This window comes from Saccharopolyspora mangrovi (assembly GCF_035320975.1).
GTDB lineage: Bacteria > Actinomycetota > Actinomycetes > Mycobacteriales > Pseudonocardiaceae > Saccharopolyspora > Saccharopolyspora mangrovi.
Map to the genome: position 1 here is coordinate 1 of NZ_JAWLNX010000044.1, position 25,430 is coordinate 25,430.

Sequence of the window (25,430 nt, forward strand, 5' to 3'; positions counted from 1 at the left end):
GAGATACAGGGCGAGATCACGAGGAACATCGAGGATGGCACGATAGGTGATCACGTGGGGGCCTTACCTGGTGAAGATCATCTTTGGTCGGAGTTCTTCTACCAGGAGCCCCCACGTCCCACTCCATCAGGCAGGCCCTCTGCCACCCCTACCGATCACCCCACGGCCACCCCTGCCAGGCACCTTACTGAGATCACCTCAATGGAAATCGGGTGTCTGATCTCGATTGAAATCGTGACGTCCATTCGACGGGGCGACTCGACGTGGGATCTTCCACCTGATCCGGTTCGGGGTGGTCGCCGCCGGTTCCGGTTGCCCGCTTCCCGCGGGGGCAGGACGCTTCGGGAGTGGGAGATTCGGAGAGTTTCGTGATCGTCGGCGCCGGCATGGCCGGCGCGAAGGGCGCCGAGGCGCTGCGCGACCAGGGGTTCGACGGGCGCATCACCCTCCTGGGCGACGAACCGCACCGCCCCTACGAACGGCCGCCGCTGTCCAAGGACTACCTGCTGGGCAACGCCGAGTTCGACGCCGCCTACGTGCACCCGGAGAACTGGTACGCCGACAACCAAGTCGACCTGCGCCTGAGCACCTCCGCCCGGCAGATCGACCGCTCGCTGCGCCAGGTCGAGCTCGCCGACGGCAGCCGGCTCGACTTCGACAAGCTGATGCTGGCCACCGGCGCGCACCCGCGGTCGATCCCGATCCCGGGCCACGACGCCGAGGGCGTCCTGCACCTGCGCCGGGTCGGCGATTCCGACCGGATCAAGCAGGCCCTGAACGACATCGAACACCTGGTGGTGGTCGGCGCCGGGTGGATCGGGCTGGAGGTCGCCTCGGCGGCCCGCCAGGCGGGCGTCGGGGTGACGGTGGTGGAGACCGCCGAGCTGCCGCTGCTGCGCGTGCTGGGTCGTGAGGCAGCGGAGGTCTTCGCCGCCCTGCACCGCGAGAAGGGCGTGTCGTTCCGCTTCACCACGGCCCTCGACGAGATCCTGGCCCCGTCCGGTCAGGTCACTGGAGTCCGCCTGACCGACGGTCTGGAGATCGAGGCCCAGGCGGTGCTGGTCGCGGTCGGCGTGGAACCGGACGTCGAGCTGGCGTCCGAGGCGAAGCTGCGGGTCTCCAACGGCGTCCTGGTCGACGCGACGCTGCGCACCGCTGACCCGAACATCGTCGCGGCGGGCGACGTCGCCAACGCGTTCCACCCGCTGCTGGGCAAGCAGATCCGCGTCGAGCACTGGGCCAACGCCCTCAACCAGCCCGCCATCGCCGCGTCCTCGATGCTCGGCCGCGACAGCACCTACTCCGAGCTGCCCTACTTCTTCACCGACCAGTACGACCTGGGCATGGAGTACCTGGGGCACGTGGAGCCCGGCGAGTACGACGAGGTGCTGTTCCGCGGCGACGTCGAGACCCGCGAGTTCATCGCGTTCTGGCTTTCCGGAGGCCGGGTGCTGGCGGGCATGAACGTCAACGTCTGGGACGTCACCGAGCAGATCAAGACGCTCATCACCTCGGGCACCACCGTCGACCGCCAAGCCCTCCGAGACCCCAGCGTCCCCCTCAACGAGCACGTCGCGCGGTAGGGGCGCTGAAAAATCGGTCTTCCAGGCGGTGGGGTTGGCCTAGGGTGGTGGGAAAGCCTGGGGAGGTCGATGTGCGACGGATGACCTACATGATCGCTTCGACTATCGATGGGCGCATCACCGGTCCGGACAACGGCAACCCGGACTTCTTCCTGCACGAGGGCGATCACGGGGAGTTCCTGCGCGAGGAGTTCCCGGAGCTGCTGCCGACGCACGTGCGGCCGGTGTTCGGGATCGACGGGGCTGCGAACAAGCACTTCGACACGGTTCTGCAGGGGCGCGGCAGCTGGGACATCGGGATGCGGGAGGGCGTCACCAACGCCTACCGGCACCTGCGCAGCATCGTGTTCTCCCGCAGCATCACCGAAAGCCCCGATCCCACCGTGGAATTCGTCAGCGGTGCCCCGTGCGAACGGGTCCGCGAGCTCAAGCGCGAGCCGGGCGCGGGGATCTGGCTGTGCGGCGGCGGGAGGCTCGCCGCGACCTTGCGCCCCGAGATCGACGACATCATCGTCAAGCTCCACCCCGTGGTCGCCGGTTCCGGAATTCCGCTGTTCGACGGCGAATTCTCCCCCGAGCAGTTCGATCTCGTCGAAGCGAAACCGTTCACCAGCGGCGTCCTCCATCTCCACTACCGCCGCCCCTGACCACAGCTCCCGCCCGCCTGAAACGGCATGAGCCGGAACGCAGGCCGGGCGGTCAGCCAGCGCGTCGGCCGGCCGAGCCTGGGACGCGGCCGGTCACGGCGACGATCTGGTCCACCAGCGGCGCGTCGTCGACGACGGAGACCGGGGCGCCCCACAGCTCGGGCAGCGGGGCGCTGGGGACGAACACCCGCACGTGCGCCAGGCAGGCCCGCAGGGTGCCGTCGGGCAGGTCGAACGGCCGCCCGGTGGCGCGGGCCAGGTCCCAGCCGTGGACGACGACCTCGGTGAGCGCGATGTTGCCCCACAGCTCGTTGCGCAGGTGAACACCGGCCACCGCGGTTTCGCCTGCCCACGCCCGCGGCGAGGACCACGCTTCGGCCAGTTCCAGGACGTGCGACCGCACGTCTCCGGGGCCGGGTGCGGCCGAGGCCAGCGTGGTGAAGCCCTGCACGGCCTCGTCGACGTGCTCGATGAGGCCGCGAACGGTGAACTCGGCGCAAGGCGTCGGCAGCTCGAGCTGGTCATCGGTCACCACCGACAGCAAGTCGGACATCTGGCGGCAGGCGGGCGTCAGGTCGATCACGGGAACCTCCTCCGAAGGGCTTCGACGAGGTAGACGCACTAGCCCGGCCGAACTCATCGGCGACCACGAGCTCTCCGTCAGGCGAAGCGCGCGAAGCCGACGGCCCGCTCCGTGATGGTGAACGGGATCCCACCCTCGGCCATCGGGCGGAGACGCGAACCGCCTCGTCCGGGCTGCCGTGGACGTCGAAGCGCTCGACCTCGCAGTGCTCCATGACGCCGCGGATGTGGGGGTCGGAAAGCCGCCAGTGCTCCCGGATCGCATCGGAGTCGCGGTAGAGCTGGTAGCTGTGGGCCAGCATCCGCTCCTCGTCGATGAACACGTCCACCATCAGCTGCGGACCGTGCTCCTCGACGAACTCCACGGCCCTGCGCACGGCGTCGACGAACTCGTCGAGGTGCCCATCGGTGATCCGCATGGTGTTCCGGAAGAGGATCGGTCCTTCATCGGGTTTCCACATGCGCCGAGTGTCGAACCTCGACTTAACTGGAGGTCAAGACCTCCGTGGTCGTGGTCGTCAACCGACCCGATTCGCCGCCGAACGACTGCGGATGACCTTGCGATCCGAAGTACGATCGGGCGATGCGCGGCTCCGTGACGGTCAACATGGGTGCACCCGCCGACGCGATATGGCGTCCGGCGAAGATCGACCCGGCCCTGGTTCAGGAGTGACGCTCGGCTGATGAGCCCAGCGCAGGCCCACCAACCGCGCGTCCTCAGAGGTCGTAGCTGACGGTGACCGGGGCGTGGTCGCTCCAGCGCTGGTCGTAGCTCGGAGCGCGCTCGACGACCGCCTTGGTCGCCCGCTCGGCGAGACCGGCGCTGGCGACCTGGTAGTCGATCCTCCAGCCGGAGTCGTTGTCGAAGGCCTTGCCTCGGTAGGACCACCACGAGTACGGGCCTGGGCCTTCGGGGTGCAGTGAGCGGACGACGTCGGTGTAGCCGGACTCGAAGACCTCGGTGAGCCAGGCCCGCTCCTCGGGGAGGAAACCGGCCGACTTCTGGTTGGCCTTCCAGTTCTTCAGGTCGACCTCGCGGTGGGCGATGTTCCAGTCGCCGCAGACCACGACCTCGCGTCCGGAGGTGGCGGCGCGCTCGCGGAGACCGGCGAGGTGCTCGCCGAACTCCTTCATGAAGCGCTCCTTCTCGTCCTGGCGCGGGGTGCCGACCTCACCGCTGGGCAGGTACAGGCTCGCGACCGTCACACCCGGAAGGTCGAATTCCAGGTAGCGCCCGCTGTCGTCGAACTCGGCCGAGCCGAAACCGATGCGGACGGCTTCCGGTTCGGTGCGGCTGTAGATCGCCACGCCCGCACGGCCTTTCGCCGAGCTCGGGGCCAGCGCCGTGTGCCAGCCCGCCGGCTCGCGCACCTCGGCGGTGAGCTGATCGGGTTCGGCGCGCGTCTCCTGCATGCAGATCACGTCCGCGCCGGTTGCCGAGAGCCACTCGACGAAACCTTTCTTAGCGGCCGCGCGCAAACCATTTACATTCACCGTTGACAAAGTCAGCACGTCCACGAGCCTATCGACCGCCTTTCCGCAGATGGACCGCCCCACAAGAGTGATTCCGGCCGCTGAAGGATGCGGATTGGCGGATTCAGACAGATTTCGACACCCCGTAATCCCCCGATTTCACAGCGTTGACCTGCGGAGTCGGTGCTGGGCCGGGGAAGCTACTAGACCTTCGGCGGTATTCCACTACTATCGCCTCCCGTAACGTTCGACCACTTCGACTCGACAGTGGGTCGTAGAGCGTCCGAAAAAACCCTGCAGGAGGTCTCGCGTGGCCCCGGACAGCGCCACGGGAAGCGGCCCAACGGCTCGCCGTCTCGTGTTGGGCAGCCAGCTGCGCAGATTGCGCGAGGCCAAGCAGATCTCCCGCGAGGACGCCGGTTACGCCATCCGCGGCTCCGGATCCAAGATCAGCCGGCTTGAGCTCGGCCGCGTCGGCTTCAAGGAGCGCGACGTCGCCGACCTGCTGAGCCTGTACGGGATCAGCGACGAGTCCGAGCGGGAGTCCTTTTTGGACCTGGTTCGCCGGTCCAACGAACCGGGCTGGTGGAACCGCTACAACGACCTGATCGCCCCGTGGTTCCAGGACTTCGTCGGACTGGAGGAGTCCGCTTCCCGGATCCAGACCTACGAGCTGCAGTTCGTCCCGGGTCTGCTGCAGACCGAGCGCTACGCGCGGGCCGTCGCCTCCCAGGGCCGGCCGGAGGCCGAGGACGAGGAGGTCGACCGCCGGGTGCGGCTGCGCATGCAGCGGCAGCGGATGTTCGCCCGGCCGAAGTCGCCGCGCGTGTGGGCCGTGATCGACGAGTCGGTGCTGCACCGCCCGATCGGCGGCAAGAGCGTGATGCGCGAGCAGATCGAGTCGCTGCTGGACTCCACGAAGCTGCCGACGATCACCTTGCAGGTCCTGCCGTTCGCGCTCGGCCGCTCCGCCGCCGAAGGCGCCTACACGATCCTGCGGTTCGCCGAGCCGGAGATCCCGGACATCGTCTACCTCGAGCACCTCTGCGGTGCGCTCTACCTGGACAAACCCGAGGAGATCGAGATCTACAGCAAGGTCAGCCACCGCCTCGCGGTGGACGCGCTGACCCCCGAGGGGACCCGCAAGATGCTGCAGGACCGCCTCCAGGAACTCTGAACCGAATCTGGGAATTTCCCAGTTCGTAGGCCGTTCGGCCGACCAGGAGCGGCTGTCCGCCATGCAACCGGCACCGAGTGCCGTCGTTGTGCGCACCGCCGTTCGTGTGATCGCGATCTCAGTGCTCTGCACGTGCATTTAACCGTGCATGTGCAACTGATACCTTCTGTGCACGATCAACTGCACGTGCAGATGGTCGGTGCAAGACGAGAGTCGGGGAAGGGTGGAGTTCGGATGACGAACATCCAGAACGGTATGCCCGCGAAGCAGCTTCCCAACGCTGACTGGCGCAAGAGCCGCCACAGCGGAGCGGTGGGCAACTGCGTGGAGCTGGCACCGTTGGTCGACGGTGGGGTTGCCGTCAGAAACTCGCGCTACCCCGAGGGCCCGGCACTGGTCTACAGCAGGGACGAGATCGCAGCGTTCCTCAACGGAGCAAAGGACGGCGAGTTCGACGATCTGATCGTCTGAACCGGCCGCCACATGGTCTGAGCCCCTACGACGAACAACGGTGGCGCCATGAACGACATAACCAACGGCCTGCAAGCCCTGGTCGCCCGCGACTTCCAGTTCACGCATCCCCGCGATGCCAGCGGGAGCCTGGTCGCCGTGGTCGGAATCCGCGTGCATCACGGTGTTTTCGACATCCTGCAGCTGTTCGGCGAGAACGACGCCGACGCGGCGCGCATCCCGGCCGACGAACCGGACGTCCTGTTCCCGAGCCGGGTGCTGTGGCGGACCAACGGTCCCGCGCTCGACGTGATCAACGAGCTGCTGCACCTGCCGGAACCGCTGGCGGAGACGGGCGCGGAGGCGACCGGATGCTGGGTCCCGACCCACGCCGGCCGATCCAAGTGGCTCGCCATCACGGCTTGATCCGGGTTCACGGCCGAGTCTGATTCGTGGTGGGCGCGCGTCCCACCCCGGGCCTGATTCTGCCGTCGCGAACCCCGTCCGATGCCCGGTGCGCAGCCGTCCCCCCAAGTCGTGCACCGGAACGGACGCCCCCGAAAGGTCGGGTTCCCGCGTACGAGTACCCCAGCGCGCGGGAACCCGATCTTTGGCTTCTGGTTGCGAAGAAGACGGCTGCTCCGCCGCGAAATCCGGTGGGGCAGCCGTCTTCCCGGCCGGTCAGATGTCGAGCTTGAAGGCCTGGCTGTCCATCGCGTTGTGATCGGGTCTCGTGGAATTGCTGGTGACCTGTTCTCGTTCGGTGAGCTGCAAGGTGCCGTTCTTGGACGGGGGCTGCTGGATCGACACCACCAGGCTCGGCGTTGACTTCGGACTGATCACGACGGTCCCGTCGTTGCGGCGGTTGAGCGTCCAGTCCTGAGCGGCGTCGGCCGGGTCGCAGGCCGCGGTGCGCAGTTCACCTCCCGCGCGCCCCTCAGCGGTCGCGCACTGGCGGTTGTCCCAGCTCTTGATGGCCATCGAGCCGTCGGCCTGCTTGGTCACGACCCACTGGTCGACCGAGCGCGGTTGCGGCGTCGAGTGGGGCTGCAGGGTGGTGATCGCCGCGTCCGGCCCGGTGACCGACCAGCGGGACCCGTCGGCCACGTTGGTGATCTTGGTGATGAGCACTGAGTCGGCGGAGGCGGGCAGCGCGGGGGCGACGGACAGAACCGCCAGCGCCCCGAGCGCACCCAGCGTCCAGCGAGCGTGTCTCATGATTGATCTCCTCCAGGATGAAGGTGTTTCGGGGAAGGCGAACCGGTCCGGTTCGCCCGAATCGATGCCTACCAGCGCCTGCGGCGATGTTCGCGGCCAGTAATCACAACGGGCGAAGCCCGGACGGTTCGACGCGTTCACCCACCCGGTTCCTGCGGTGAGTAGCCTGGCGGCTCGGTGTTTCCTAGGAGCTGCGGGGTTTTTCGTGAGCGAGTACCAGTACTACGAGTTCCTCGCGGTCGACCGGCCGTTGAGCGACGACGAGCAGGCCGAGGTCCAGGCGCTGTCCGAGCTGGCGGAGGTCGATGACACCTCGTTCGTCGCCGTCTACGAGCAGGGCGAGTTCCGCGGCGATCCGGACGTGCTGATCGAGTCCTACTACGACGCCCACCTGCACGTGACGAACTGGAGCACGCGGCGGCTGATGATCCGCGTCCCGAACACCGCGCTCAACGACGAGCTGGCCGAGGAGTTCGAGGTCGCCGAAAGGGTCGAGGTCTGGAGCTCCGAGGAGCACGTGGTGCTGGACTTCCTCAGCGAGGAGGAAGAGCCCGCCGATCCCCCGGCCGGGCACGAGGACCTGCTGGAGCAGCTGGCCGTCCTCCGCGAGGAGATCATCGCCGGTGATCTGCGACCGCTGTACCTGGCGTGGCTGGCCGGCTACGGAGCTTGGGAGCGCGACGAGTTCGCCTTCGACACCAGCGCCGAGGACGAACCCGAACCCGTCGTGCCACCGGGCCTGGGACAGCTCACCGCCGCCCAGGCGAAGCTGGCGGAGTTCCTGCGCCTCGACGACGACCTGCTGGCGGTGGCCGCCGAGAACAGCACGCCGCTGCAGGAGGAGCTCGACGCGAAGGCGCTCGGCGCCTGGGTGACCGAGCTCCCGGCCGCTGACAAGGACCTGCTTTTGTTGCAGGTCGCGCAGGGTCAGGCCACCGAGGCCCGGATCGAGCTGCTGCGCCGCTTCAACGGCGAGACCGCGGTCGGCCGCCGCACCGTCGGCGAACTCCTCGACCAAGCCGCCCAGCGCCGGTCCTGACCCCAGGACACCGATCACGGCCGCTTTCCGGACCCGGATTACGGCGGTATTCCGGACCCGGATTACGGCGGTAATCCGGGTCCACCCCGACTACGGCCGTAATCAAGAGCCCGATTACGGCGGTAATCCGGGTCCATCCCGGATTACGGCGGTGTTCAGGAGCCCGATTACGGCGGTAGTCCGGGTTCGCCCCGGAGTACTGCCGTTTTCCGGGGCCTGATTACGGCGGTAATCCGGGTTCGTCTCCGGGCTGCGGGGGTTTTCGGGGTCTGATCGCGGCTTTGGTCGGTGTGACGTTCGCTGCGGCCGTCGGTCCGGGAACCGTTGGCTGTTGCCAGGTTGTTGCTACAGCAAGTGGGGAGTGATTAACCTCGGAGGTGTTGGTTCCGGTTGAGGGGGATGTGTGGACGAGGTGCGGCGGATCGGTGACTACGCGTTGCGGCGGGCTCGTCCGGACGACGTCGAGGGCGCTCGGACGCTGATGCTCGACACGTTCTACCGGGAGATGGGCTCCGGCTACGTCCCCGCGTGGCACGTCGACGTGATCGACCTGGAACGCACCTACCTGCGCACTCCCGGCCAGTCGTTGTTCGTCGCCGAGCACGATGGCGAGGTCGTGGCCACGGCCGGAGTGCGCTCGGGCGGCCCGAAGTGCCCGCCGAACCCGCTGTGGCTGGCCGAGCACTACGCGCGCGGAGCCACCGCGCAGCTGGTGCGCACCTACGTCCGCCCTGCCCACCGCAGGCACGGGCTGGCCCGCGCGCTGGTCGACCTGTGCTGCGAGTTCGCCGCCGAGTCCGGCTACGACACCGCCTACCTGCACACCAACCCGGAGATCGACGGCGCCGATCCCTTCTGGCGAAGCCTCGCCAAGGAGGTCCACGACGCGCGACCCGAAGGCGAAGCGATCGTCCACTTCGAGATCGCGCTGCCGCAGACGCGCGCGTGACCGCCGCCGACACCCGGCGCGGCCGCTGGTCGCTGCTGGCGCGGTTCGCCGTGCTGCCCGGACTCGCCCGGTTGCTGCTGCTGACCCAGCTGGCCTTCAACATCGGCTTCTACCTGGTGGTCCCGTTCCTGGCCACGCACCTGTCCGACGACCTGGCGATGGCCGGCTGGGCCGTCGGGATCGTGCTCGGCGTGCGGACGTTCAGCCAGCAGGGCATGTTCGCGCTCGGCGGCGCGCTGGCCGACCGCTTCGGCGTCCGGCCCACCGTGCTGGCGGGATGTTCGGTGCGCATCGCCGGTTTCCTGGTGCTGGCGGTGGCCGGAGACTTCGCGACGGTGCTGGCCGGGACGGTGCTGATCGGCTTCGCCGCCGCGCTGTTCTCCCCCGCGGTCGAATCGGCGCTGGCCGTGCAGGGCGCGGAGCTGGAGGAATGCGGGGTCATCACGCGCACCGAGCTGTTCGGGCTGTTCGCGGTGTGCGGGGAGGTCGGCGCGGTGACCGGGCCGCTGCTCGGGGCGGCGCTGCTCAGCGTCGACTTCGGACTGACCTGCTCGGTGGCGGCCGCGGTGTTCGTGGTCATCCTCATCGCGCACGCGCGGTGGTTGCCGAAGAGCTCCCGCGCCGAGCGCCGGCCGTTGCTGGCCGGGTGGGCCGACATCGCGCGCAACCGCACGTTCCTGGTCTTCGCCGCCGGGTACAGCGCCTACCTGCTCAGCTACAACCAGCTCTACCTGGCGCTCCCGGTGGAGCTGGGCCGGTCCGGGGCGGACTGGGCGCTGGGCTGGATGTTCGCGCTGGCTTCGGTCGTGGTCGTGTTCGGGCAGCTGCCGCTGGCGGCGTGGGCGCGCACCCGGCTGGGCGCGCATCGGGCGCTGCCGCTCGGGTTCGGGCTGCTCAGCCTCGCTTTCGCCACCGTGGCGGTGCTGTCGCCGTGGACGTTGCCCGGCGGGTTCTCGCTGGTCCCGGCCGGGTTGTTCGTGGTGCTGCTGACCTGCGGGCAGATGCTGGCAGTGCCGGTGGCCCAGGACCTGGTGCCGAGGCTGGCGGGTGGGCGCAATCTCGGTTCGTACTACGGGTTCCTGGCCTCGGCGGGCGGGCTCGCCGTGCTGGTCGGCAGCGGTGTGGCGGGCGGCCTGCTGGACCTGGCGGCACGTCCGGGGCCGTCGGCTCCGGTGCCGTGGGCGGTGCTGGCGCTGCTGCCGGCTGTGGGTGGTCTCACGCTGCTGGTACTCGCGAAGCGGTACAGGAATGAAAGTCGTTCTCATTAATCTGGGTGCTTCCACACCCGAGGAGGTTCGTACCCGCATGTCCTCGCCCCAGGGACTCGCCCGCGTCGCCGCGCTGTTGGCCGGTGCGCTCGTGCTCTCCGGCTGCTTCGCCGCCGCCCCCGGCGGTGGCGCGGACGACCGGCTCGGCGTGGCCATGTCGTTCCAGCCGGTCGCGAACTTCTCGACCTACAGCGACGACGCGCTGCTGCTCACCAAGCTCGGCGCCACCGAAACGCTCACCGTCCTCGACCACGACGGCAAGCCGCAGCCCGCGCTCGCGGAGAGCTGGCAGCAGTCCGATCCGCGCACGCTCCGGCTGAACCTGCGCGCGGGCGTCACCTTCCACGACGGCACCCCGCTGACCGCCGAGCACGCCGCCGCCTCGCTCAACCACGTCACCGCGGCGACCACCCCGCCGCGCGCGATCAAGGGTGTGCAGCTCACCGCGAAGGCGACCGGCGAGCGGACGCTGGACATCACCACCGCGCAACCGGATCCGATCCTGCCGCAGCGACTCACCGCGCCCCAGCTGGCGATCCTCGCCCCCTCGGCCTACGCGAACCCGGCCGCGCCGAACCCCGTCCGCGCGGGAACCGGCCCCTACGTGCTCGATTCCACGCAGGGCGCGGCCGGTGCCACGCTCAACGCCAACCCCGGTTACTGGAGTGGAGCGCCGAAGACGTCCGGTGTGGACGCTCGGTTCATCGCCGACGGCGCGAGCCGGGCCAACGCGCTGCGCGCGGGCGAGGTCGACGTGGTCGACACCGTGCCGGTCTCGCAGCTGCCCACCATCACCGGCAACGAGGTGCTCGACGTGCCGCTGCCCCGGCTCGTCGGCGCGCACCTCAACACCCGCTCCGCGGTGTTCGCCGACCCGGCGATGCGTGCCGCCGCCCGGCAGGCCATCGATCCGGCCCGCATCGCCGACGGCGTCTACGCAGGTCAGGCAGACCCCGCGCGGGGCCTGTTCGGGCCGGCGAGCCCGTGGGCCGCCGAAGCTCCGCAGCCGACGGCGGCTCCGGCGAAACCGCACGGGCGGATCCGCATCGCCACCTACGACGAGCGCCCGGAACTCCCCGAGATCGCCTCGGTGGTGGCCGAGGACCTGCGCCGTGCCGGCTTCGAGGTCGGCGACGTGGTCGTGCAGGAGTACTCCACGATGGAGTCCGACCTGCTCTCCGGCGCCTACGACGTGGTGATCGCGGCGCGCAACTACTCGGTCGACACCGGCGACCCGATCAGCTACCTGAGCAGCGACTGGACCTGCGACGGCGGCTACAACCTCTCGCGGCTGTGCGACCCGGCCATCGACGCCGCCGTCGAGGCCGCGCGACCCGCGCCCGTCGAGGAGCGGGAACGCGCCGCGGTGCGCATCGCCGGGCAGGTGCTCGGGGCCGACGCGATCGTGCCGATCGCGCACGAGCGCACCCGCATCGGCCTCGCGCCCGGCGTGCGCGGTGTGGCTCAGGACGGTTTCGACCGCAGGCTGATCACCGCCGAGACCACGCGCGGCGCATGAGGCAGCACCTGCGCTTCCCGCTGGCCGTCGCCGGTGCGGTGCTCGTGCCGGCGTTCGTGGTCGGCGCGCTGCCGTGGCTCAGCGGCGACGATCCGGCGCAGACCGTTCTGCGCGCCCGCTCGGCCGAGCAGGAGCTCGAGCCGGCGGTGCTCGCCGCGATCCGCCAGGACGCGGGGATCCCCGACGACCCGATCACCGGCGTGCTGAGCTGGCTGGCGGGTGCGCTGCGCGGGGACTTCGGGCGGTCGTGGGTGAGCGGCGTGCCGGTCTCGGAGACGATCTGCATGGCCGTCGGCATCTCGGTCACGCTGGCGCTGGTCGCGTCGCTGGTGGCGCTGGTGTGCGCCTTGCTGGTGCTCGGGCCGAGCCTGTGGCGGGGTGCGCGGGGTTCGGGTGGTGTCGGCCGGGGTGCGCTGGCGACCGGCGCCGTGCTCGCGGCGATTCCCGAATTCCTGCTGGCCACGGTGCTTCTGGTGGTGCTGGCGGTGCAGTGGCGCCTGGCCCCGACGTCGGGCTGGTCGGGTCCGGCGAACATGCCGCTGCCCGTGCTGGCGCTGGCGCTTCCGGCGGCCGGGGCACTGGGCCGGGTGCTGGCGAGCGCGATCGACGGGGCGCTGGCCGAACCGTGGGTCCGGGTGTGGCGGGCCATTGGCGTTCCCCGCCGCGTGGTGCTGCGCGCGCTGGTGCGCCGGGCGGTGGCGGTGACGTTGCCGCAGCTGGTGCTGCTGTTCGTGGGCCTGCTGGGTTCGGGCATCGTGGTCGAGACGGTCTTCGCGATCCCCGGTCTGGGTGCGACCGCGCTGCACGCGGTGCTCGCGCAGGACCTCCCGCTCGTGCAGGGCTGCGTGATCGCGCTGGCGCTGCTGGGGCTGGGGTTGGGCGGCCTGGGCGTGCTCGCCCACCGGTGGATGCTGGGTCCCGCGCTGCGCGGCGCCGGGATGCCTCCGTCCACATCGGACTCCGGTGGGAGCCCGCGCTGGGCGCTGGCGGCGGCCGGGGTGCTGGCGGTGGCCGTGCTGGCCGGGTTGCTGCGCGACCCGAGCGCGATCTCGCTGACGGATAGGCTGCAGGCGCCGACCGCCGCGCACCCCTTCGGCACCGACTCGCTGGGCCGCGACCTGCTCGCCCGGTTCGGCCACGGCGCGCTGCTCAGCATCGGCGGATCCCTGGTCATCGGCGCGATCTCGCTGGTCATCGGACTCCTGGTGGGCATGACCCGCACCCGCGCCGGGGTGGCCGACGTGCTCAACGCGGTGCCTCCGGTGCTGGCCGGGATCGTGGTCGCCGCCGTCGCAGGCCCCGGGATGATCAGCGCCGTCGTCGCGGTCAGCGCGGTGGCCTGGATCCCCTTGGCGGTGCACACCCGGACGCTCACCGCGGAGGTCCGCGCCTCGGGTTTCGTCCGCGCCGCCCAGGCCACCGGAGCGGGCCGCGTCCACATCGCACGTCACCACCTGCTGCCCTCGGTGCTGCCGCCGGTCCTGCGCCACGCCCTGATCCGCCTGCCGCACAACGCCCTGGCCCTGGCCGGTCTCGGCTACCTCGGGCTGGCCGCGCCGCACGACTCACCGGAGTGGGGCGCGATCCTCGCCCAGTCCGTCGACTACGCCGAAACAGCCCCCTGGACGCTGCTCTTCCCCACCGCAGGTCTCGCCCTCCTCGGCCTCACCGCGGCCCTCGCTCCCGGCCCCTGCGGCGAGACCGCTGGGTCCCGGTGAGCGCGGCGGTGATCACGCGAGCGGCGTGATGTCCGATCGCTTCACGTAGACCCAGCGGTGGTTGTAAGAGATCCGGACGTACTGCTCGGCGCCCTCGACGACGGTGTGGTTGTTCGGGTCCTCGATGCCGTCGTAGCCGACGTGGTAGTCGGTCGCGCGCACGTCATCACCCGCGACGTAGACCTGACCGGCCGGGATCACGTACGGCAGCGGCTCGATCTCGCGGGCGTCGATCCCCTCCGGGTACTCGCGCGGCGAAGGGCCCGCCATGCCGTAGGTCGGGATGCCGTCGCGTCGCGGTTCTACGAGGTCGGCGTCCTCGGCGGGTGCGGTGCTCTCGCCGCCCGGATCGCGCAGCCAGGCCCTCTTCCCGTCGAACCAGATGGCCAGCCAGTCGTCCCGGCGCTCGGCGACGGCGTACCGCCTGCCGGTGGCGGCCTTGGCCGACCAGTCCTCGATGCGGGTGGTGCCGGGCGCACCGTCGGGGTGCACCGCGGGGTTGCTCAGCAGCGGGGCGTCGTCGCGCGGTTCGGTGCGCAGGTGCAGGAAGTTCGCCGGTTGCGCGGGCAGGTCCTGGCACGCGCCGTCCGGGCATTCGCTGACCGGCGGCTGGTTGGTGGCGAAGCGCGGGGAGATCGTCACGGCCTCGCCCTCGCCCCGCTCGTCGTCGAGCGGGGCGCCGACGAGCTCCATGTAGTGCGCCCAGTCCCAGTACGGGCCCGGGTCGTAGTGCTCGGTCCCCGCGCTGGTCGGCTTGTCCGCGCTGACCTCGTCGTGGCCCACGATGTGCTCGCGGTCCAGCGGGATGTCGTACTCGTCGGCCAAGTACCGCACGAGCTTCGCCGACGAGCGGTACATCGCCTCGGTGTACCAGGTGCCGCCCTCGTCGGCCCAGCCCTCGTGCTCGATGCCGATGGAGCGCATGGATCCCGAGGCGCTGGCCCCGATGACGGCGGTGACGATCACCGCCCGCGACGCTCTGGAGCTGCCGTCGTACCTGACGCTGCCGGTCGGCGTCGAACCGTCGCGGCTACCGCTGGTGCTGCTGGTCCACGGCGGGCCGTGGGCGCGCGACGCGTGGGGTTTCAACCCGCTGGTGCAGCTGCTGGCCAACCGCGGGTACGCCGTGCTGCAGGTCAACTTCCGCGGTTCGACCGGGTTCGGCAAGGCCCACACGCAGGCCGCGATCGGCGAGTTCGCCGGAGCCATGCACGACGACCTCATCGACGGCGTGGACTGGGCCGTGCAGCGGGATTACGCCGATCCGGACCGGGTCGCGATCTTCGGCGGCTCCTACGGCGGCTACGCCGCGCTGGTCGGCGCGACCTTCACCCCCGACCGCTTCGCCGCCGTCGTCGACTGCGTCGGCATCTCCGACCTGGCGAACTTCCTGCGCACCAGCCCGATTTCGTCAAACCCGGACTGATCAACAACTGGTACCGCTACGTCGGCGACCCGACCGACCCGGAGCAGGAGGCCGACATGCTGGCCCGCTCCCCGATCACCCGGGTCGACCGCTCGGCGAAGGACTTCTTCCTCATCGGGATCTGGGCGAGCCTCGCCGGAGCGGTCGTCGTGCTCGTCTCGCTGCTCGCCGGGCGCCCGCTGACCGGGGTCATCTGGAACGCCCTGCACGGCGGCGGCAACCCGTGGCGCCAGAACCGCTCGGTGCTGCGCGCCCACTACCTCGCCTCGCTGGCGGTGCTCGCGGTGTTCGCCGCCCGCTTCGTGGTCAAGGAATGGCTCTACCTGGCCGACTCCACGGGCTGGCTGGCCGTCGCCAAGATCGTCATGGGCACGCCCCTCACCGCTCTGGCGGCGCTGGTCGTCCTGTGGTCCTTCCGCCACACCACCAAACACCTCACCCACCAGGCTGACCAGGACTCGTCGACGTAAGACACGACGTCTTACTTCGAAATGCCGCGCTGAGACCGGAATCCGGTCAGGTCGTGGATTCGCGGGCGGCTCGGCGGGCGATGGCGATCTTGCGGGTCGGCTGGACGGTGTCGAGCTCGGCGTTGACCGCGCCGCCGAGCAGCACCGCGAAGGCCGTCACGTACATCCACAGCAGCACGCCCATCGGCGCGGCCAGCGCGCCGTAGACCGGCGAGTTCTCCAGGCTCACGTCCAGGTAGACGCGCAGCCCGAAGCTGCCCGCCAGCCACACCACCAGGGCCACCGCCGCGCCCGGCACGTGCTCGTGCCAAGGCGCGCGGATCGGCACCGAGACCATGTACAGCGTGCCCAGCGAGGCGATCGAGCCGAGCACGATCAACGGCCAGTACAGCCCGTACACCAGTGCCGCGGCCTGCGGGACCCAGCCGGCGATCACCGACGGGCCGACCGCCAGCAGCGGCAGCAGGATCAGCGCCACCAGCAGTCCCACCACGTACACCAGCACCGACATCAAGCGCTGCCGCACCACACCGCGCTGCCCGCCCAGCCCGTAGACCACCGAGATCGTGTCGATGTAGACGTTCAGCGCGGTCGAACCCGACCACAGCGCGAGCAGGAAACCGATCGAGATGAGCCCGACGCGCCCCGAACCGAGCACTTCGAACAGCACGGGCCGCAGCAGTTGATCGATGGCCTGCGGCGAGAGCACGGTCCCGGCCCCCTGCACCAGGGCTTCCTCCACCGCGGGCACGGTGTCCTCGCGGCCCAGCCAACCGGCCACGTAACCGAGCGCAGCGACGACGCTGAGCAGGACCGGAGGCAGCGAGGTGAGCGTGAAGAACGCCGCCTCCCCGGCCAAGCCCGTCAACCGGTAGCGACCGCTGGTCTCAGCGGTGCGGACGGTCAGCCGGACCAGGCCCCGGAGCCGCCGGTTGCGCGGGTGCCGGAGCCGAGCCAAGAACGTCTGCGGCACGACCCCTCCTCCCAGCGCTCTGCCGATCGCGAACCGCACGCACCGCGGTCCAGAGCCGTGATTTTCGACGACGCCGCACCGAACGGCCTCGCCGACACGCGGTTCGTGATCGAACGGCGACGGGGGCCGGCGTCAGATGACCCCGAGGTCGAGCATCGTGTCGGCCACCTTGACGAAACCGGCGATGTTCGCGCCGAGGACGTAGTTGCCGGGAGCCCCGTAGGCCTCGGCCGTCTCCTGGCAGGCGCTGTGGATGTCGGCCATGATCTCGGACAGCCGGTCATCGGTGTAGTCGAAGTGCCAGGAATCCCGGGACGCGTTCTGCTGCATCTCGAGACCGGAGGTGGCCACACCACCGGCGTTGGCCGCCTTCCCCGGCCCGAAGAGGGTCCCGGCGTCCTGGAAGATCTTCACCGCTCCCGGGGTCGTCGGCATGTTCGCCCCCTCGCCGACCGCGACCACGCCGTTGCGCACCAGCGCGAGGGCGGCTTCGTCGTCGAGCTCGTTCTGGGTGGCGCAGGGCAGCGCGATCGCGCAGGGCACGTCCCAGACCGAACCGGCTTCGACGAACCTGGCGCGGTCGTGGCCCTCGGCGTAGGCCTTGATGCGTCCGGCGCGGACTTCCTTGAGCTCGCGGACCGCTTCGACGTCGATGCCGGCCTCGTCCACGACGTAGCCCTCGGAATCCGACATGGCCACCACCGTGCCGCCGAGCTCGACGGCCTTGCGGGCCGCGTAGATCGCGACGTTGCCCGACCCGGACACCACGACTCGCCGACCGTCGATCCGCTCCCCGGCAGCGCGCAGCATCTGCTCGACGAAGTACACCGTGCCGTACCCGGTCGCCTCCGTGCGCACCTGCGAACCGCCCCAGTTGAGCCCCTTGCCGGTGAGCACGCCCGACTCGTAGCGGTTGGTGATGCGCTTGTACTGACCGAACAGGTAGCCGATCTCGCGCCGTCCGACGCCGATGTCCCCGGCCGGCACGTCGGTGTACTCGCCGAGGTGGCGGTGCAGCTCGGTCATAAACGACTGGCAGAAGCGCATGACCTCGGCGTCGGACTTGCCCTTCGGGTCGAAGTCCGAACCGCCCTTGCCGCCGCCGAGCGGCAGGCCGGTGAGCGCGTTCTTGAAGATCTGCTCGAAGCCGAGGAACTTGACCACGCCGATGTTCACCGACGGGTGGAACCGGAGGCCGCCCTTGTACGGCCCGAGCGCGGAGTTGAACTCGACGCGGAAGCCCCGGTTCACCCGCACCGCACCGGAATCGTCGGTCCACGGCACCCGGAAGATGATCTGCCGCTCGGGCTCGCACAACCGCTCGAGCACACCTGACCGCAGGTACTCGGGGTGCCGGGCGAGCGCGGGTTCCAACGACTCCAGGACCTCGTAGACGGCCTGGCCGAACTCGAGCTGATGCCCGTCGCGGACCTGGATGGCCCGGTAGGCGTCGGCTGTCAGCTGCAGGTCATCCGGGTTGCGGCTCATCACGGGTGCAATCTCCTCGCCGTCGGAAACGCAGAAGGGCTCATCCTGCTTTTAACAGAACGGTGACGTGAATGAAATAATGGCGGCGGACGTCACACCGCACGAAGAGCAGCCGGATCCACTGTGGATGGACAGGAGAAGGGGTCCGGAAACGACGAAAACCCCTGCCAGTGAACTGACAGGGGCTCGATCTGGTGCGCGATACTGGGATTGAACCAGTGACCTCTACCGTGTCAAGGTAGCGCTCTCCCACTGAGCTAATCGCGCTCGGCGGTGGTCGCCGCCAGCGGTGAAGAGTTTAGCCGAACGGATTTCGCCCTTTCGCACCCACCCCTGGCCCGGTCACGGGACGCAGGCGCTGCCCGGCAGCGGGGTGAGGAACTCGGTGGCGGTCCAGCGGCCGGTGCGGATCTCGCGGAAGCCGGCGACGACGTTCGCCGTCGCCTCGACCTGCTCGCCCGCGTTGAGCCGGTCGACGCGGGCGGCGCCCTGGTGGGGATCCGAGCGGACGTTGAGGACGTCCGCGGAGACCCGGAAGGCGCAGTCGGCTGGTTTCGCGGCACCGCTGTCGGCCCGGTCGGCGCCCAACGCGTACACGATCGCGATCAGGCCCGCTCCGGCCAGCAGAACCGGACGGGGAACTAGGAACACGGCGAACCTCCTAGTCAGGCACGTCGTTCCCAGCTATAACCGTCCCCGCGGCGAACATGAAAGCCGGGCCACACCGCAGCACCACCGATTCAACACCCCGAGCGACGCCCACCCGAGCCCCCAACGCAGCGAGTAGTCGGCGATCTCGGGACTCCGAGCCGGCGCTCCGCGGTGGTGGGCAGTTTCGCCAGAACTGTCGGGGCTTGACGGACGTTGATCTTGGGCAATTTGGATCGAACCCGCCCTGGACAGGACCCCTGGAACGCAAAAACGCCGCTCCACCGGGGTGGTAGCGGCGCTTCGCGTCAGGCGAAGATCAGCGGTCGGCCATCTTCTTCTGCAGGTTCTCGTCCAGGGCGGCGAGGAACTCCTCGGTGGTCTGGTACGGCTGGTCGTTGCCGACCAGCAGGGCCAGGTCCTTGGTCATCTTGCCGCTCTCGACGGTCTCGACGATGACCTGCTCCAGCGCGTTGGCGAAGCCGATGACCTCCGGGGTCGAGTCCATCTTGCCCCGGGCCTGCAGGCCGCGGGTCCAGGCGTAGATCGACGCGATCGGGTTGGTCGAGGTGGGCTTGCCCTGCTGGTGCTGGCGGTAGTGGCGGGTCACCGTGCCGTGCGCGGCCTCGGCCTCCACCTTGCCGTCGGCGGTCATCAGCACCGAGGTCATCAGCCCCAGCGAGCCGAAGCCCTGCGCGACCGTGTCCGACTGCACGTCGCCGTCGTAGTTCTTGCAGGCCCAGACGTAGCCGCCCTCCCACTTCAGGGCGGTGGCGACCATGTCGTCGATCAGCCGGTGCTCGTAGGTGATGCCCTTGGCGTCGAACTGGGCCTTGTACTCGTTCTCGAAGATCTCCTCGAACACGTCCTTGAACATGCCGTCGTAGGCCTTCAGGATCGTGTTCTTGGTCGACATGTAGACGGGGTAACCGCGCTCCAGGCCGTACCGGAAGGACGCGTGCGCGAACTCCTCGATCGACTTGCGGTAGTTGTACATGGCCATCGCCACGCCACCGTCTTCACCGAACTTGGCCACCTCCATCTCGATCGGCTCGGAGCCGTCCTCGGGGGTGTAGGTGATGGTGACGGTGCCCGGGCCCGGGACCTTGAAGTCGCTGGCCTTGTACTGGTCGCCGTGGGCGTGACGGCCGATGACGATCGGCTTGGTCCACGTCGGCACGTACCGCGGGATGTTGGAGATGACGATCGGCTCGCGGAAGATGACGCCACCGAGGATGTTGCGGACGGTCCCGTTCGGGCTCCGCCACATCTTCTTCAGGCCGAACTCCTCCACGCGCGCCTCATCGGGCGTGATGGTGGCGCACTTCACACCTACGCCGTGCTTGGCGATGGCGTTCGCGGCGTCGACGGTCACCTGGTCGTCGGTGGCATCCCGGTGCTCGATGCCGAGGTCGTAGTAGTCGAGGTTGATGTCCAGGTAGGGGTGGATCAGCTTGTCCTTGATGAAGGACCAGATGATCCGGGTCATCTCGTCGCCGTCCAGTTCGGCGACCGTGCCCTGGACCTTGATCTTGCTCATGTGGCGGGGTGCTCCTCTCGCGAGAATGCAAGCGGTACAAACGTACTGCTAGCAGTTTCGATTGTGCCTTGCCCCGGTCGCCCGCCACCAGGGTCACGGCACATCCGAAGCCAGATTCACAACAGCCACTCCCCGGGCAATGCCGAGCCGGAGCACGATCTTCTTCTACTCTCGAACGCACAGACGAGTGATCTTGTCGAGCAGCTGTTCGGCGCGGCAGGCGATGCGGGAGAGACATGGCGACAGGACCGACGCACGCGATGAGCGGGCTGGCCGCGTGGGCAGCGGTGACCGCCCTGGCCGACACGCACGCGATAGGCCAATTATCCCCCAAGACATGGGTGGTGGGGGCCACTCTTTCCGCAGGAGCTGCGCTGCTGCCCGACATCGATCACCCGTCGTCGACCGTCGCAGCCACCTTCGGCGCCATCTCCAAGGGCTTCTCCGCAGGCATCAGCGGGTTCAGCGGCTTCCTGTACCGGCTGACCCGCACCAAGAAGGACAGCGACCGCGAGGGCACCCACCGCGGCTTCACCCACACCGTCGTCTTCGCCGTCCTCGCCGGGCTGATCACCACCGCGATCGTGCAGACCAGCGAGGGCGGCGCGCTCGGCGTGCTGATGTTCTTCTTCGCCGGTCTCGCCGTGCGCGGGCTGATGCACACCTGGAGCTCGCGGCAGGACGCGCTGCTGATCGCGGTCACGTCGCTGCTGCTCACGGTCGCGTGCTGGGCGTGGGCCGGCGACCAGCCCACCGACGCCGCCGCCTTCGGGCTCGCCGTGATGATCGGCTGCATCGCCCACTTCATCGGTGACGCGATCACCGAGCAGGGCTGCCCGATGCTGTGGCCGGTGCCGCTGGGCGGCAAGACCTGGTTCCCGGTCGCGCCGCCGAAAGCCCTGCGCATGCGCACCGGCGGCGCCGTGGAGCTGGCCATCGTCGGACCCGGACTGACGATCTTGTCGCTGGCGCTGACCTGCGTGGTGCTCTACCGCATCGGCGCGGCCCCGTGGCTGGCCGGATTGGACCTGCCACCGGGCGTGATGGCCTGGATCGAGGCGCGCCCCTAAGCCACTCGGAGCAGGGTTTAGACCATTAGCACGTAAAACAAGACAAACTGCACAATCCCTCTGGTCAGGCCGATAAGGTGCACCTGTGGCGCCACGGAGGCGCTGCTCCTTGTCCCCGGAGGGAAGATGCGAGCTCGAATGCGGATCGTGGTGGCGGTTCTGTCACTGCCGCTGCTGGCCGGCCTCGCCGCGTGCGGCGAGATCCAGGAGGCCCAGCAGGGATTGCAGGACGCCAACCAGCAGATCCAGGGCGCCCAGCAGACCCTGGACTCCGCACAGGCGTGCCTGCAGGCGATCAACGCGGCCAACTTCGTGCCGAACTTCGCCGACCCGCAGAAGGCCCAGGCCGACGCGCAGGCCAAGGTCACCGAGTTGCAGAAACTCGCCAACGAGACCGGGGACGAAACGCTGAAGCAGAACCTGCTCGACGTGCAGGACTCGGTCCAGCAGGTGGCCGACGGCAAGGTCGACATCGAGGCCAGCGCCGAGTGGACCTCCGCCCAGCTGGACAAGTACCAGGCCGTCACCACGACCTGCTCCCGCTTGGGCGGCTGACGACCATGCGGAGTGCGTCGGGCGTCACTTAGCCTGGTGAGGCGGAGGTGATGTGCGATGAGAGCAGTCGTGGGCGACCAGCTGCACGTGCACAGCAGGCACGTCGACGAAGCCGAGAAGTACGGCGAGATCCTGGAGGTCCTCGGACCCGACGGAGAACCGCCGTACAAGGTCCGCTACTCCGATGGCCACGAAGGACTCGTGTTCCCGGGATCGGACTGCGTGATCGAAGCACCCTCGCAACGCCGAGGGGACTAGAGCGGCCGGTCGCGTCGCGCGGCCGGCCTCCTCACACCCAGGGCTCGGCGAGGACCGACTCCACCTCGGCCCGGAACAGCGGTTCCGGGCCGACCCCCATCCCGGCGAACTGGCCGATCACTTCGAGGCTGATCACGCCGTGCAGGCGTGACCAGGCCCGGACGGCCTTGCGCAACGCGGCCACCGGCGGCCGCGGCCCGCCGCGCCGTTCGCGCCAGCTCACCAGCTGCCGGTCCAGCGCGCCGCTGGGCGCCCCCTCGGGCGCGAGTTCGGCGAGCGCGTCCAGGATCGGCCGGAACGCGCGGTCGGCGAGCTCGAAGGTCTCCTCCGGAGCGGCGTAGCCCGGGACGGGCGTGCCGAACAGCAGCAGGAAGCACTGCGGGCCGGCCAGCGCCCACGCCCGGAAACCCGCCGCGACCTCGCGGAACCTGTTCTCCGGTGACCTGCGGCGGTGCTCGTGCGCGATGCGCTCCAGCGTCTCCGCGAGATCGCGGTAGCCGTCGGCGACGAGCTCGGTCAGCAGCGCGTCCCGGTTGGCGAAGTAGCGGTACAGCGCAGGCCCGGTGACGCCCATCTCCTTGGCGATCGCGTTCACCGAGATCCCCGACGGCCCCGACACGGCGAGTTGCTCCATCGCGACCCGCTTCGCCTCGTTGCGCGTCTGCTCCCGGAACCGCTCGCGAGGACTGCGCGGCGCTGCTGACATGTTCCGCCTCCCTTGACGATCCAGGGTAACAGCCTCATATTTGCGTTATAACCTCTGACGTCTGCTACTGGTTATCACGGGAATCGCCATGTCAGGATCCGAGGTCGTGCTCACCGGGCTCGGCGAAGTCACCGTCCGGCGAGCCCAGCCACCCGAAGCACCACCGCGCGGCGTCGTCGTCCGGACCGAGGCAGCGGGGGTCGCGTTCGCGGAGGTGCAGATGCGGCGCGGGCGCTACCCGGCACAACCGGCGTTCCCGTTCGTGCCCGGCTACGACCTGGTCGGCGAGATCGTGGCCGCGGGGCCGGGCAGCACCTGGAAGACCGGGCAGCGGGTGGCGGCGATGCCGCGCACCGGCGCCTGGGCGGAGCACGTGGCCCTCCACGACCGCGACCTCGTCGAGGTCCCGGACTCCGTCGACGCGGCCGAAGCGGTCTCGCTGGTGCTCAACGGCGTCACCGCGCGGCAACTGCTGCGGGCCGCGAACGTCCGAACAGGACACTCGATCCTGGTGCACGGCATCGGCGGCGGAGTCGGCGCGCTGCTGGCGCAACTGGCGGTGGCCGACGGCATCCGGGTGATCGGAACGGCGTCCGGGCACCGGCACGCCGATCTGGCCGACATCGGGGCGGAGCTGATCGACCACCGCGCGCAGGACGTGGCCGCCGAGGTGACCGAACTCGCGCCCGGCGGGGTCGACGCGGTCTTCGACCCGCTGGGGCCGTCGAGCCTGCCGACGTCCTGGCGACTGCTCGCGCCCGGCGGAACGCTGGTCAGCTACGGCAGCTCCACGACGCTCCACGAATCCGGCCCGTGGTGGCGCCCCTACCTGGGCATCGCTCGGCAGCTGGCGAACTGGGAGGTCCGCAGGCTCCTGGGCCGGACCGGGGGACGCCGCACGCGGCTGTACTACGTGCGGGCCGACCAGCGCTCGCGAGCCGACCTGAGCGCACTGCTGCGCATGGTCGCCAGTGGACGGTTGCGCCCGCTCATCGCCGCGCGAATGCCGCTGGAAGAGGCCGAACGGGCGCTGGACCTGCACCTCTCCGGGAAGAAGACCGGGCGCATCGTGCTGATTCCCGGCTCCGGGCAGGCAGCGGGGCCGAAATGTTAGCTGGTTTGCACCATCCCGGGCTCCCGCAGAGGGCACCGCGTCCTTAAGGTGGTTCCATCGGGGAATCGCTAGGAGGCGGTGAAGTGTTGCAAGACGACCGGGACGCGGGGGCACCGGCCGATCTTTCTGCTGTTTTCGGCATCGGTTCAGGACTTTCGACGGAGCTGCCACCTGGCGAGATCCTCACCGAGCAGATGTCGATGGCCGTGTACCCGACCCCGCTGTGCTGGATCAGCCTCGACACCCCCGGCCCGCAGCTGGCCGCCGCGCTGCGCGCCGAGCACCGGCGCAGCGGGCTGTGGCCGCTGCTGCTGTGCGACAGCGACGAGACCTTCGGCGAGCGCTGCACGGTCGGCGTGGTCTCGCCGGAACCCCTGGAGCACATCGACCGCTGGCGCGTCTACGACGTGATGGCGCGGATCTGGGACGGGCTGGTGCAGGCCGACGACGAGCTGGGCCCGGCCTACGACCTCGACGTCCTGGCGCCCTTCGACTACACCTGCCCGGGCCCGGCCAAGGCCGGGAACCTGCTGGCCGATCCGGACGTGCTGGCCAACCAGCAGCTCCCCAAGCTCGTCGACGAGGACACCCGGCTGGCGCTGGTGCCGGTCAAGCGCGGGGCCGACGTGCTGACCGTGCTCGGCTGGTCCGGTGCGGCCAACCACGTTTCGCGCACCGCCGGGCTGTCGGCGATGGTGCGCAGCTGGGAGGAGCGCTTCGGCGCCCGCATCCTGCGGCTCGGCCCGGACCGGCTGGACATGAGCGTCGCCGCCCCACCGCAGACGGCCGAGCACGCGGCCGCCGTCGCCGCCGAGCACTGGACCTTCTGCCCCGACCGAATCCTGCAGGAAACCGGCTCGATCTCGGCCTACGCCGCCGAGATCCGCGGCCGCCGCACCTGGTCCTTCTGGTGGGACTGACCGATTTCAATGGAAGTCAGGGACCTGTTTTCCATTGAGGTGTTCTCAGTAGGGGTTAGGTCAGGCGGCCGTGTTCGTGGTGGGTGAGTACGAGTGCTGCTTGGACGATGCGGCCGATTTTGCGGGGGCTGGTGGTGAAGTGGCGTAGGGCTTGCCAGCGTCCGGTCAGGAGGGCGAAGGCGCGTTCGCCGGGAGCGCGCAGGCTGCGCAGGAGCTGGTTGTAGGTGTGGTTGTCGGTGGTGAGTGGGCTGCCGGGGTGTTTCTTGGAGCGTTTGACCGGGGTGTGGATTCCGGCGCCGGCGCCCTGGTAGCCGGCGTCGGCCAGGGTGGGCAGGTCGAGCTGGGAGGCGGCCCAATGCAGGGTGCCGAGGAGGTGTGTGTCGGCGGCGGTGATGTCGTGGACCGAGCCTGGTTCGACGTCGCTGACCCAGATCGGGAACCCGTCTGGAAGGGCGAGAGCTTGAATGTTGCCGCCCTGTTCGCGGGTTTTCCCGGAGTACCACCGGTCAATCACGGTGTTTTTGGCGCTGATGGTCTTCTCGTTGACCCGGTCGCAGGAGAAGATCTTGCCGTCGCAGATCACCGAGGCCCAGCCGTCGTCTTTGGCCTGCCGGAGAGCTTCGTGCAGGTCAGGGTGCT

The 25,430-nt window shown here is 69.5% G+C and carries 28 protein-coding genes and 1 tRNA gene; 17 read left to right on the top strand and 12 right to left on the bottom strand.

Going from position 1 to position 25,430, the window contains the following annotated elements:
* Nucleotides 1-368: 368 nt before the first annotated feature.
* Together R4I43_RS33635 and R4I43_RS33640 are read left to right on the top strand one after the other, a co-directional pair.
* Nucleotides 369-1,583 carry an NAD(P)/FAD-dependent oxidoreductase gene (locus R4I43_RS33635; protein ID WP_324269774.1) on the top strand — a complete coding sequence of 405 codons (1,215 nt, stop codon included), beginning with the start codon at nucleotides 369-371 and terminating at the stop codon, nucleotides 1,581-1,583.
* A 71-nt stretch (nucleotides 1,584-1,654) separates the two neighbouring features.
* The gene (locus R4I43_RS33640) at nucleotides 1,655-2,230 is read left to right on the top strand and encodes a dihydrofolate reductase family protein (protein WP_324269775.1); all 576 of its coding nucleotides are present in this window, start codon (nucleotides 1,655-1,657) and stop codon (nucleotides 2,228-2,230) included.
* Nucleotides 2,231-2,282: 52 nt separating this feature from the next.
* On the opposite strand, the gene R4I43_RS33645 is transcribed toward R4I43_RS33640, so the two are convergent.
* The 3 genes from R4I43_RS33645 to R4I43_RS33655 all read right to left on the bottom strand — a co-directional run bounded on the left by R4I43_RS33645 (nucleotide 2,283) and on the right by R4I43_RS33655 (nucleotide 4,324).
* Complete coding sequence (locus R4I43_RS33645) at nucleotides 2,283-2,813, bottom strand: TIGR03086 family metal-binding protein (protein WP_324269776.1); 531 nt, start codon at nucleotides 2,811-2,813, stop codon at nucleotides 2,283-2,285.
* Nucleotides 2,752-3,273 carry a hypothetical protein gene (locus tag R4I43_RS33650; RefSeq protein WP_324269777.1) on the bottom strand — a complete coding sequence of 174 codons (522 nt, stop codon included), beginning with the start codon at nucleotides 3,271-3,273 and terminating at the stop codon, nucleotides 2,752-2,754. Before R4I43_RS33650 ends, R4I43_RS33645 begins: the two co-directional genes overlap by 62 nt.
* Nucleotides 3,274-3,529: 256 nt before the next feature.
* The gene (locus R4I43_RS33655) at nucleotides 3,530-4,324 is read right to left on the bottom strand and encodes an exodeoxyribonuclease III (protein ID WP_324269800.1); all 795 of its coding nucleotides are present in this window, start codon (nucleotides 4,322-4,324) and stop codon (nucleotides 3,530-3,532) included.
* Nucleotides 4,325-4,595: 271 nt separating this feature from the next.
* On the opposite strand from R4I43_RS33655, the gene R4I43_RS33660 reads away from it, so the two are divergent.
* The 3 genes from R4I43_RS33660 (at nucleotide 4,596) to R4I43_RS33670 (ending at nucleotide 6,338) form a co-directional block, all read left to right on the top strand.
* On the top strand, nucleotides 4,596-5,462 hold the full coding sequence (locus tag R4I43_RS33660) for a helix-turn-helix domain-containing protein (protein WP_324269778.1): 867 nt from the start codon (nucleotides 4,596-4,598) through the stop codon (nucleotides 5,460-5,462).
* 234 nt (nucleotides 5,463-5,696) lie between these two features.
* On the top strand, nucleotides 5,697-5,933 hold the full coding sequence (locus R4I43_RS33665) for a DUF397 domain-containing protein (protein ID WP_093413953.1): 237 nt from the start codon (nucleotides 5,697-5,699) through the stop codon (nucleotides 5,931-5,933).
* A 48-nt stretch (nucleotides 5,934-5,981) separates the two neighbouring features.
* Nucleotides 5,982-6,338 carry a hypothetical protein gene (locus tag R4I43_RS33670; RefSeq protein ID WP_324269779.1) on the top strand — a complete coding sequence of 119 codons (357 nt, stop codon included), beginning with the start codon at nucleotides 5,982-5,984 and terminating at the stop codon, nucleotides 6,336-6,338.
* A gap of 255 nt (nucleotides 6,339-6,593) precedes the next feature.
* Here the strand turns inward: R4I43_RS33670 and R4I43_RS33675 are convergent, their stop codons facing one another.
* Entirely contained in the window at nucleotides 6,594-7,130 is a 537-nt protein-coding gene (locus R4I43_RS33675; RefSeq protein ID WP_324269780.1) for an RICIN domain-containing protein, read from the bottom strand.
* A 205-nt stretch (nucleotides 7,131-7,335) separates the two neighbouring features.
* On the opposite strand from R4I43_RS33675, the gene R4I43_RS33680 reads away from it, so the two are divergent.
* The 5 genes from R4I43_RS33680 (at nucleotide 7,336) to R4I43_RS33700 (ending at nucleotide 13,623) form a co-directional block, all read left to right on the top strand.
* A complete protein-coding gene (locus R4I43_RS33680) occupies nucleotides 7,336-8,169 on the top strand; it encodes a hypothetical protein (RefSeq protein WP_324269781.1) in 834 nt (277 codons plus the stop codon).
* A gap of 403 nt (nucleotides 8,170-8,572) precedes the next feature.
* Nucleotides 8,573-9,118: a GNAT family N-acetyltransferase gene (locus R4I43_RS33685; protein WP_324269782.1), complete on the top strand. Its 546-nt coding sequence runs from the start codon at nucleotides 8,573-8,575 to the stop codon at nucleotides 9,116-9,118.
* The gene (locus R4I43_RS33690) at nucleotides 9,115-10,386 is read left to right on the top strand and encodes an MFS transporter (protein ID WP_324269783.1); all 1,272 of its coding nucleotides are present in this window, start codon (nucleotides 9,115-9,117) and stop codon (nucleotides 10,384-10,386) included. The genes R4I43_RS33685 and R4I43_RS33690 overlap by 4 nt, the downstream gene beginning before the upstream one ends.
* Nucleotides 10,387-10,423: 37 nt before the next feature.
* Nucleotides 10,424-11,905 (top strand): ABC transporter substrate-binding protein, encoded by a 1,482-nt coding sequence (locus R4I43_RS33695; RefSeq protein ID WP_324269784.1) that lies wholly within the window; start codon nucleotides 10,424-10,426, stop codon nucleotides 11,903-11,905.
* Nucleotides 11,902-13,623, top strand: coding sequence for an ABC transporter permease subunit (locus R4I43_RS33700; protein ID WP_324269785.1), 1,722 nt, complete (start codon nucleotides 11,902-11,904; stop codon nucleotides 13,621-13,623). The genes R4I43_RS33695 and R4I43_RS33700 overlap by 4 nt, the downstream gene beginning before the upstream one ends.
* Before the next feature lie 12 nt (nucleotides 13,624-13,635).
* On the opposite strand, the gene R4I43_RS33705 is transcribed toward R4I43_RS33700, so the two are convergent.
* A complete protein-coding gene (locus R4I43_RS33705) occupies nucleotides 13,636-14,547 on the bottom strand; it encodes an N-acetylmuramoyl-L-alanine amidase (protein ID WP_324269786.1) in 912 nt (303 codons plus the stop codon).
* Here R4I43_RS33705 and R4I43_RS33710 point away from each other — a divergent pair.
* Entirely contained in the window at nucleotides 14,537-15,049 is a 513-nt protein-coding gene (locus R4I43_RS33710; protein ID WP_324269787.1) for an alpha/beta hydrolase family protein, read from the top strand. The two genes, R4I43_RS33705 and R4I43_RS33710, sit on opposite strands and share 11 nt — an antisense overlap.
* Before the next feature lie 56 nt (nucleotides 15,050-15,105).
* Complete coding sequence (locus R4I43_RS33715; protein ID WP_324269788.1) at nucleotides 15,106-15,519, top strand: DUF3159 domain-containing protein; 414 nt, start codon at nucleotides 15,106-15,108, stop codon at nucleotides 15,517-15,519.
* A gap of 46 nt (nucleotides 15,520-15,565) precedes the next feature.
* Here R4I43_RS33715 and R4I43_RS33720 read toward each other — a convergent pair whose 3' ends face one another.
* From R4I43_RS33720 to R4I43_RS33740, 5 genes are all read right to left on the bottom strand, one after another.
* Nucleotides 15,566-16,492 (bottom strand): YihY/virulence factor BrkB family protein, encoded by a 927-nt coding sequence (locus tag R4I43_RS33720; RefSeq protein WP_324269789.1) that lies wholly within the window; start codon nucleotides 16,490-16,492, stop codon nucleotides 15,566-15,568.
* A gap of 132 nt (nucleotides 16,493-16,624) precedes the next feature.
* Nucleotides 16,625-17,980 (bottom strand): NADP-specific glutamate dehydrogenase, encoded by a 1,356-nt coding sequence (gene gdhA / locus R4I43_RS33725; RefSeq protein WP_324269790.1) that lies wholly within the window; start codon nucleotides 17,978-17,980, stop codon nucleotides 16,625-16,627.
* 192 nt (nucleotides 17,981-18,172) lie between these two features.
* Nucleotides 18,173-18,247: transfer RNA gene (locus R4I43_RS33730), tRNA-Val, on the bottom strand.
* A 75-nt stretch (nucleotides 18,248-18,322) separates the two neighbouring features.
* Nucleotides 18,323-18,631 carry an SH3 domain-containing protein gene (locus R4I43_RS33735; RefSeq protein WP_324269791.1) on the bottom strand — a complete coding sequence of 103 codons (309 nt, stop codon included), beginning with the start codon at nucleotides 18,629-18,631 and terminating at the stop codon, nucleotides 18,323-18,325.
* Between the two features lie 316 nt (nucleotides 18,632-18,947).
* Nucleotides 18,948-20,168 carry an NADP-dependent isocitrate dehydrogenase gene (locus R4I43_RS33740; RefSeq protein ID WP_324269792.1) on the bottom strand — a complete coding sequence of 407 codons (1,221 nt, stop codon included), beginning with the start codon at nucleotides 20,166-20,168 and terminating at the stop codon, nucleotides 18,948-18,950.
* A gap of 236 nt (nucleotides 20,169-20,404) precedes the next feature.
* On the opposite strand from R4I43_RS33740, the gene R4I43_RS33745 reads away from it, so the two are divergent.
* The 3 genes from R4I43_RS33745 to R4I43_RS33755 all read left to right on the top strand — a co-directional run bounded on the left by R4I43_RS33745 (nucleotide 20,405) and on the right by R4I43_RS33755 (nucleotide 22,051).
* Nucleotides 20,405-21,238 (top strand): metal-dependent hydrolase, encoded by an 834-nt coding sequence (locus R4I43_RS33745; protein WP_324269793.1) that lies wholly within the window; start codon nucleotides 20,405-20,407, stop codon nucleotides 21,236-21,238.
* A 126-nt stretch (nucleotides 21,239-21,364) separates the two neighbouring features.
* Entirely contained in the window at nucleotides 21,365-21,793 is a 429-nt protein-coding gene (locus R4I43_RS33750) for a hypothetical protein (RefSeq protein WP_324269794.1), read from the top strand.
* A 57-nt stretch (nucleotides 21,794-21,850) separates the two neighbouring features.
* Nucleotides 21,851-22,051, top strand: coding sequence for a DUF1918 domain-containing protein (locus R4I43_RS33755; RefSeq protein ID WP_324269795.1), 201 nt, complete (start codon nucleotides 21,851-21,853; stop codon nucleotides 22,049-22,051).
* Nucleotides 22,052-22,082: 31 nt separating this feature from the next.
* Here R4I43_RS33755 and R4I43_RS33760 read toward each other — a convergent pair whose 3' ends face one another.
* A complete protein-coding gene (locus R4I43_RS33760) occupies nucleotides 22,083-22,757 on the bottom strand; it encodes a TetR/AcrR family transcriptional regulator (RefSeq protein WP_324269796.1) in 675 nt (224 codons plus the stop codon).
* An 88-nt stretch (nucleotides 22,758-22,845) separates the two neighbouring features.
* Here R4I43_RS33760 and R4I43_RS33765 point away from each other — a divergent pair, with 88 nt between their 5' ends.
* Both R4I43_RS33765 and R4I43_RS33770 read left to right on the top strand, forming a co-directional pair.
* A complete protein-coding gene (locus tag R4I43_RS33765) occupies nucleotides 22,846-23,871 on the top strand; it encodes a medium chain dehydrogenase/reductase family protein (RefSeq protein WP_324269797.1) in 1,026 nt (341 codons plus the stop codon).
* Between the two features lie 83 nt (nucleotides 23,872-23,954).
* A complete protein-coding gene (locus R4I43_RS33770) occupies nucleotides 23,955-24,791 on the top strand; it encodes a DUF4253 domain-containing protein (protein WP_324269798.1) in 837 nt (278 codons plus the stop codon).
* A 55-nt stretch (nucleotides 24,792-24,846) separates the two neighbouring features.
* Here the strand turns inward: R4I43_RS33770 and R4I43_RS33775 are convergent.
* Nucleotides 24,847-25,430, bottom strand: a 584-nt coding sequence (locus R4I43_RS33775; RefSeq protein ID WP_324269799.1) for a transposase family protein, incomplete at its 5' end; no start/stop codon positions are given.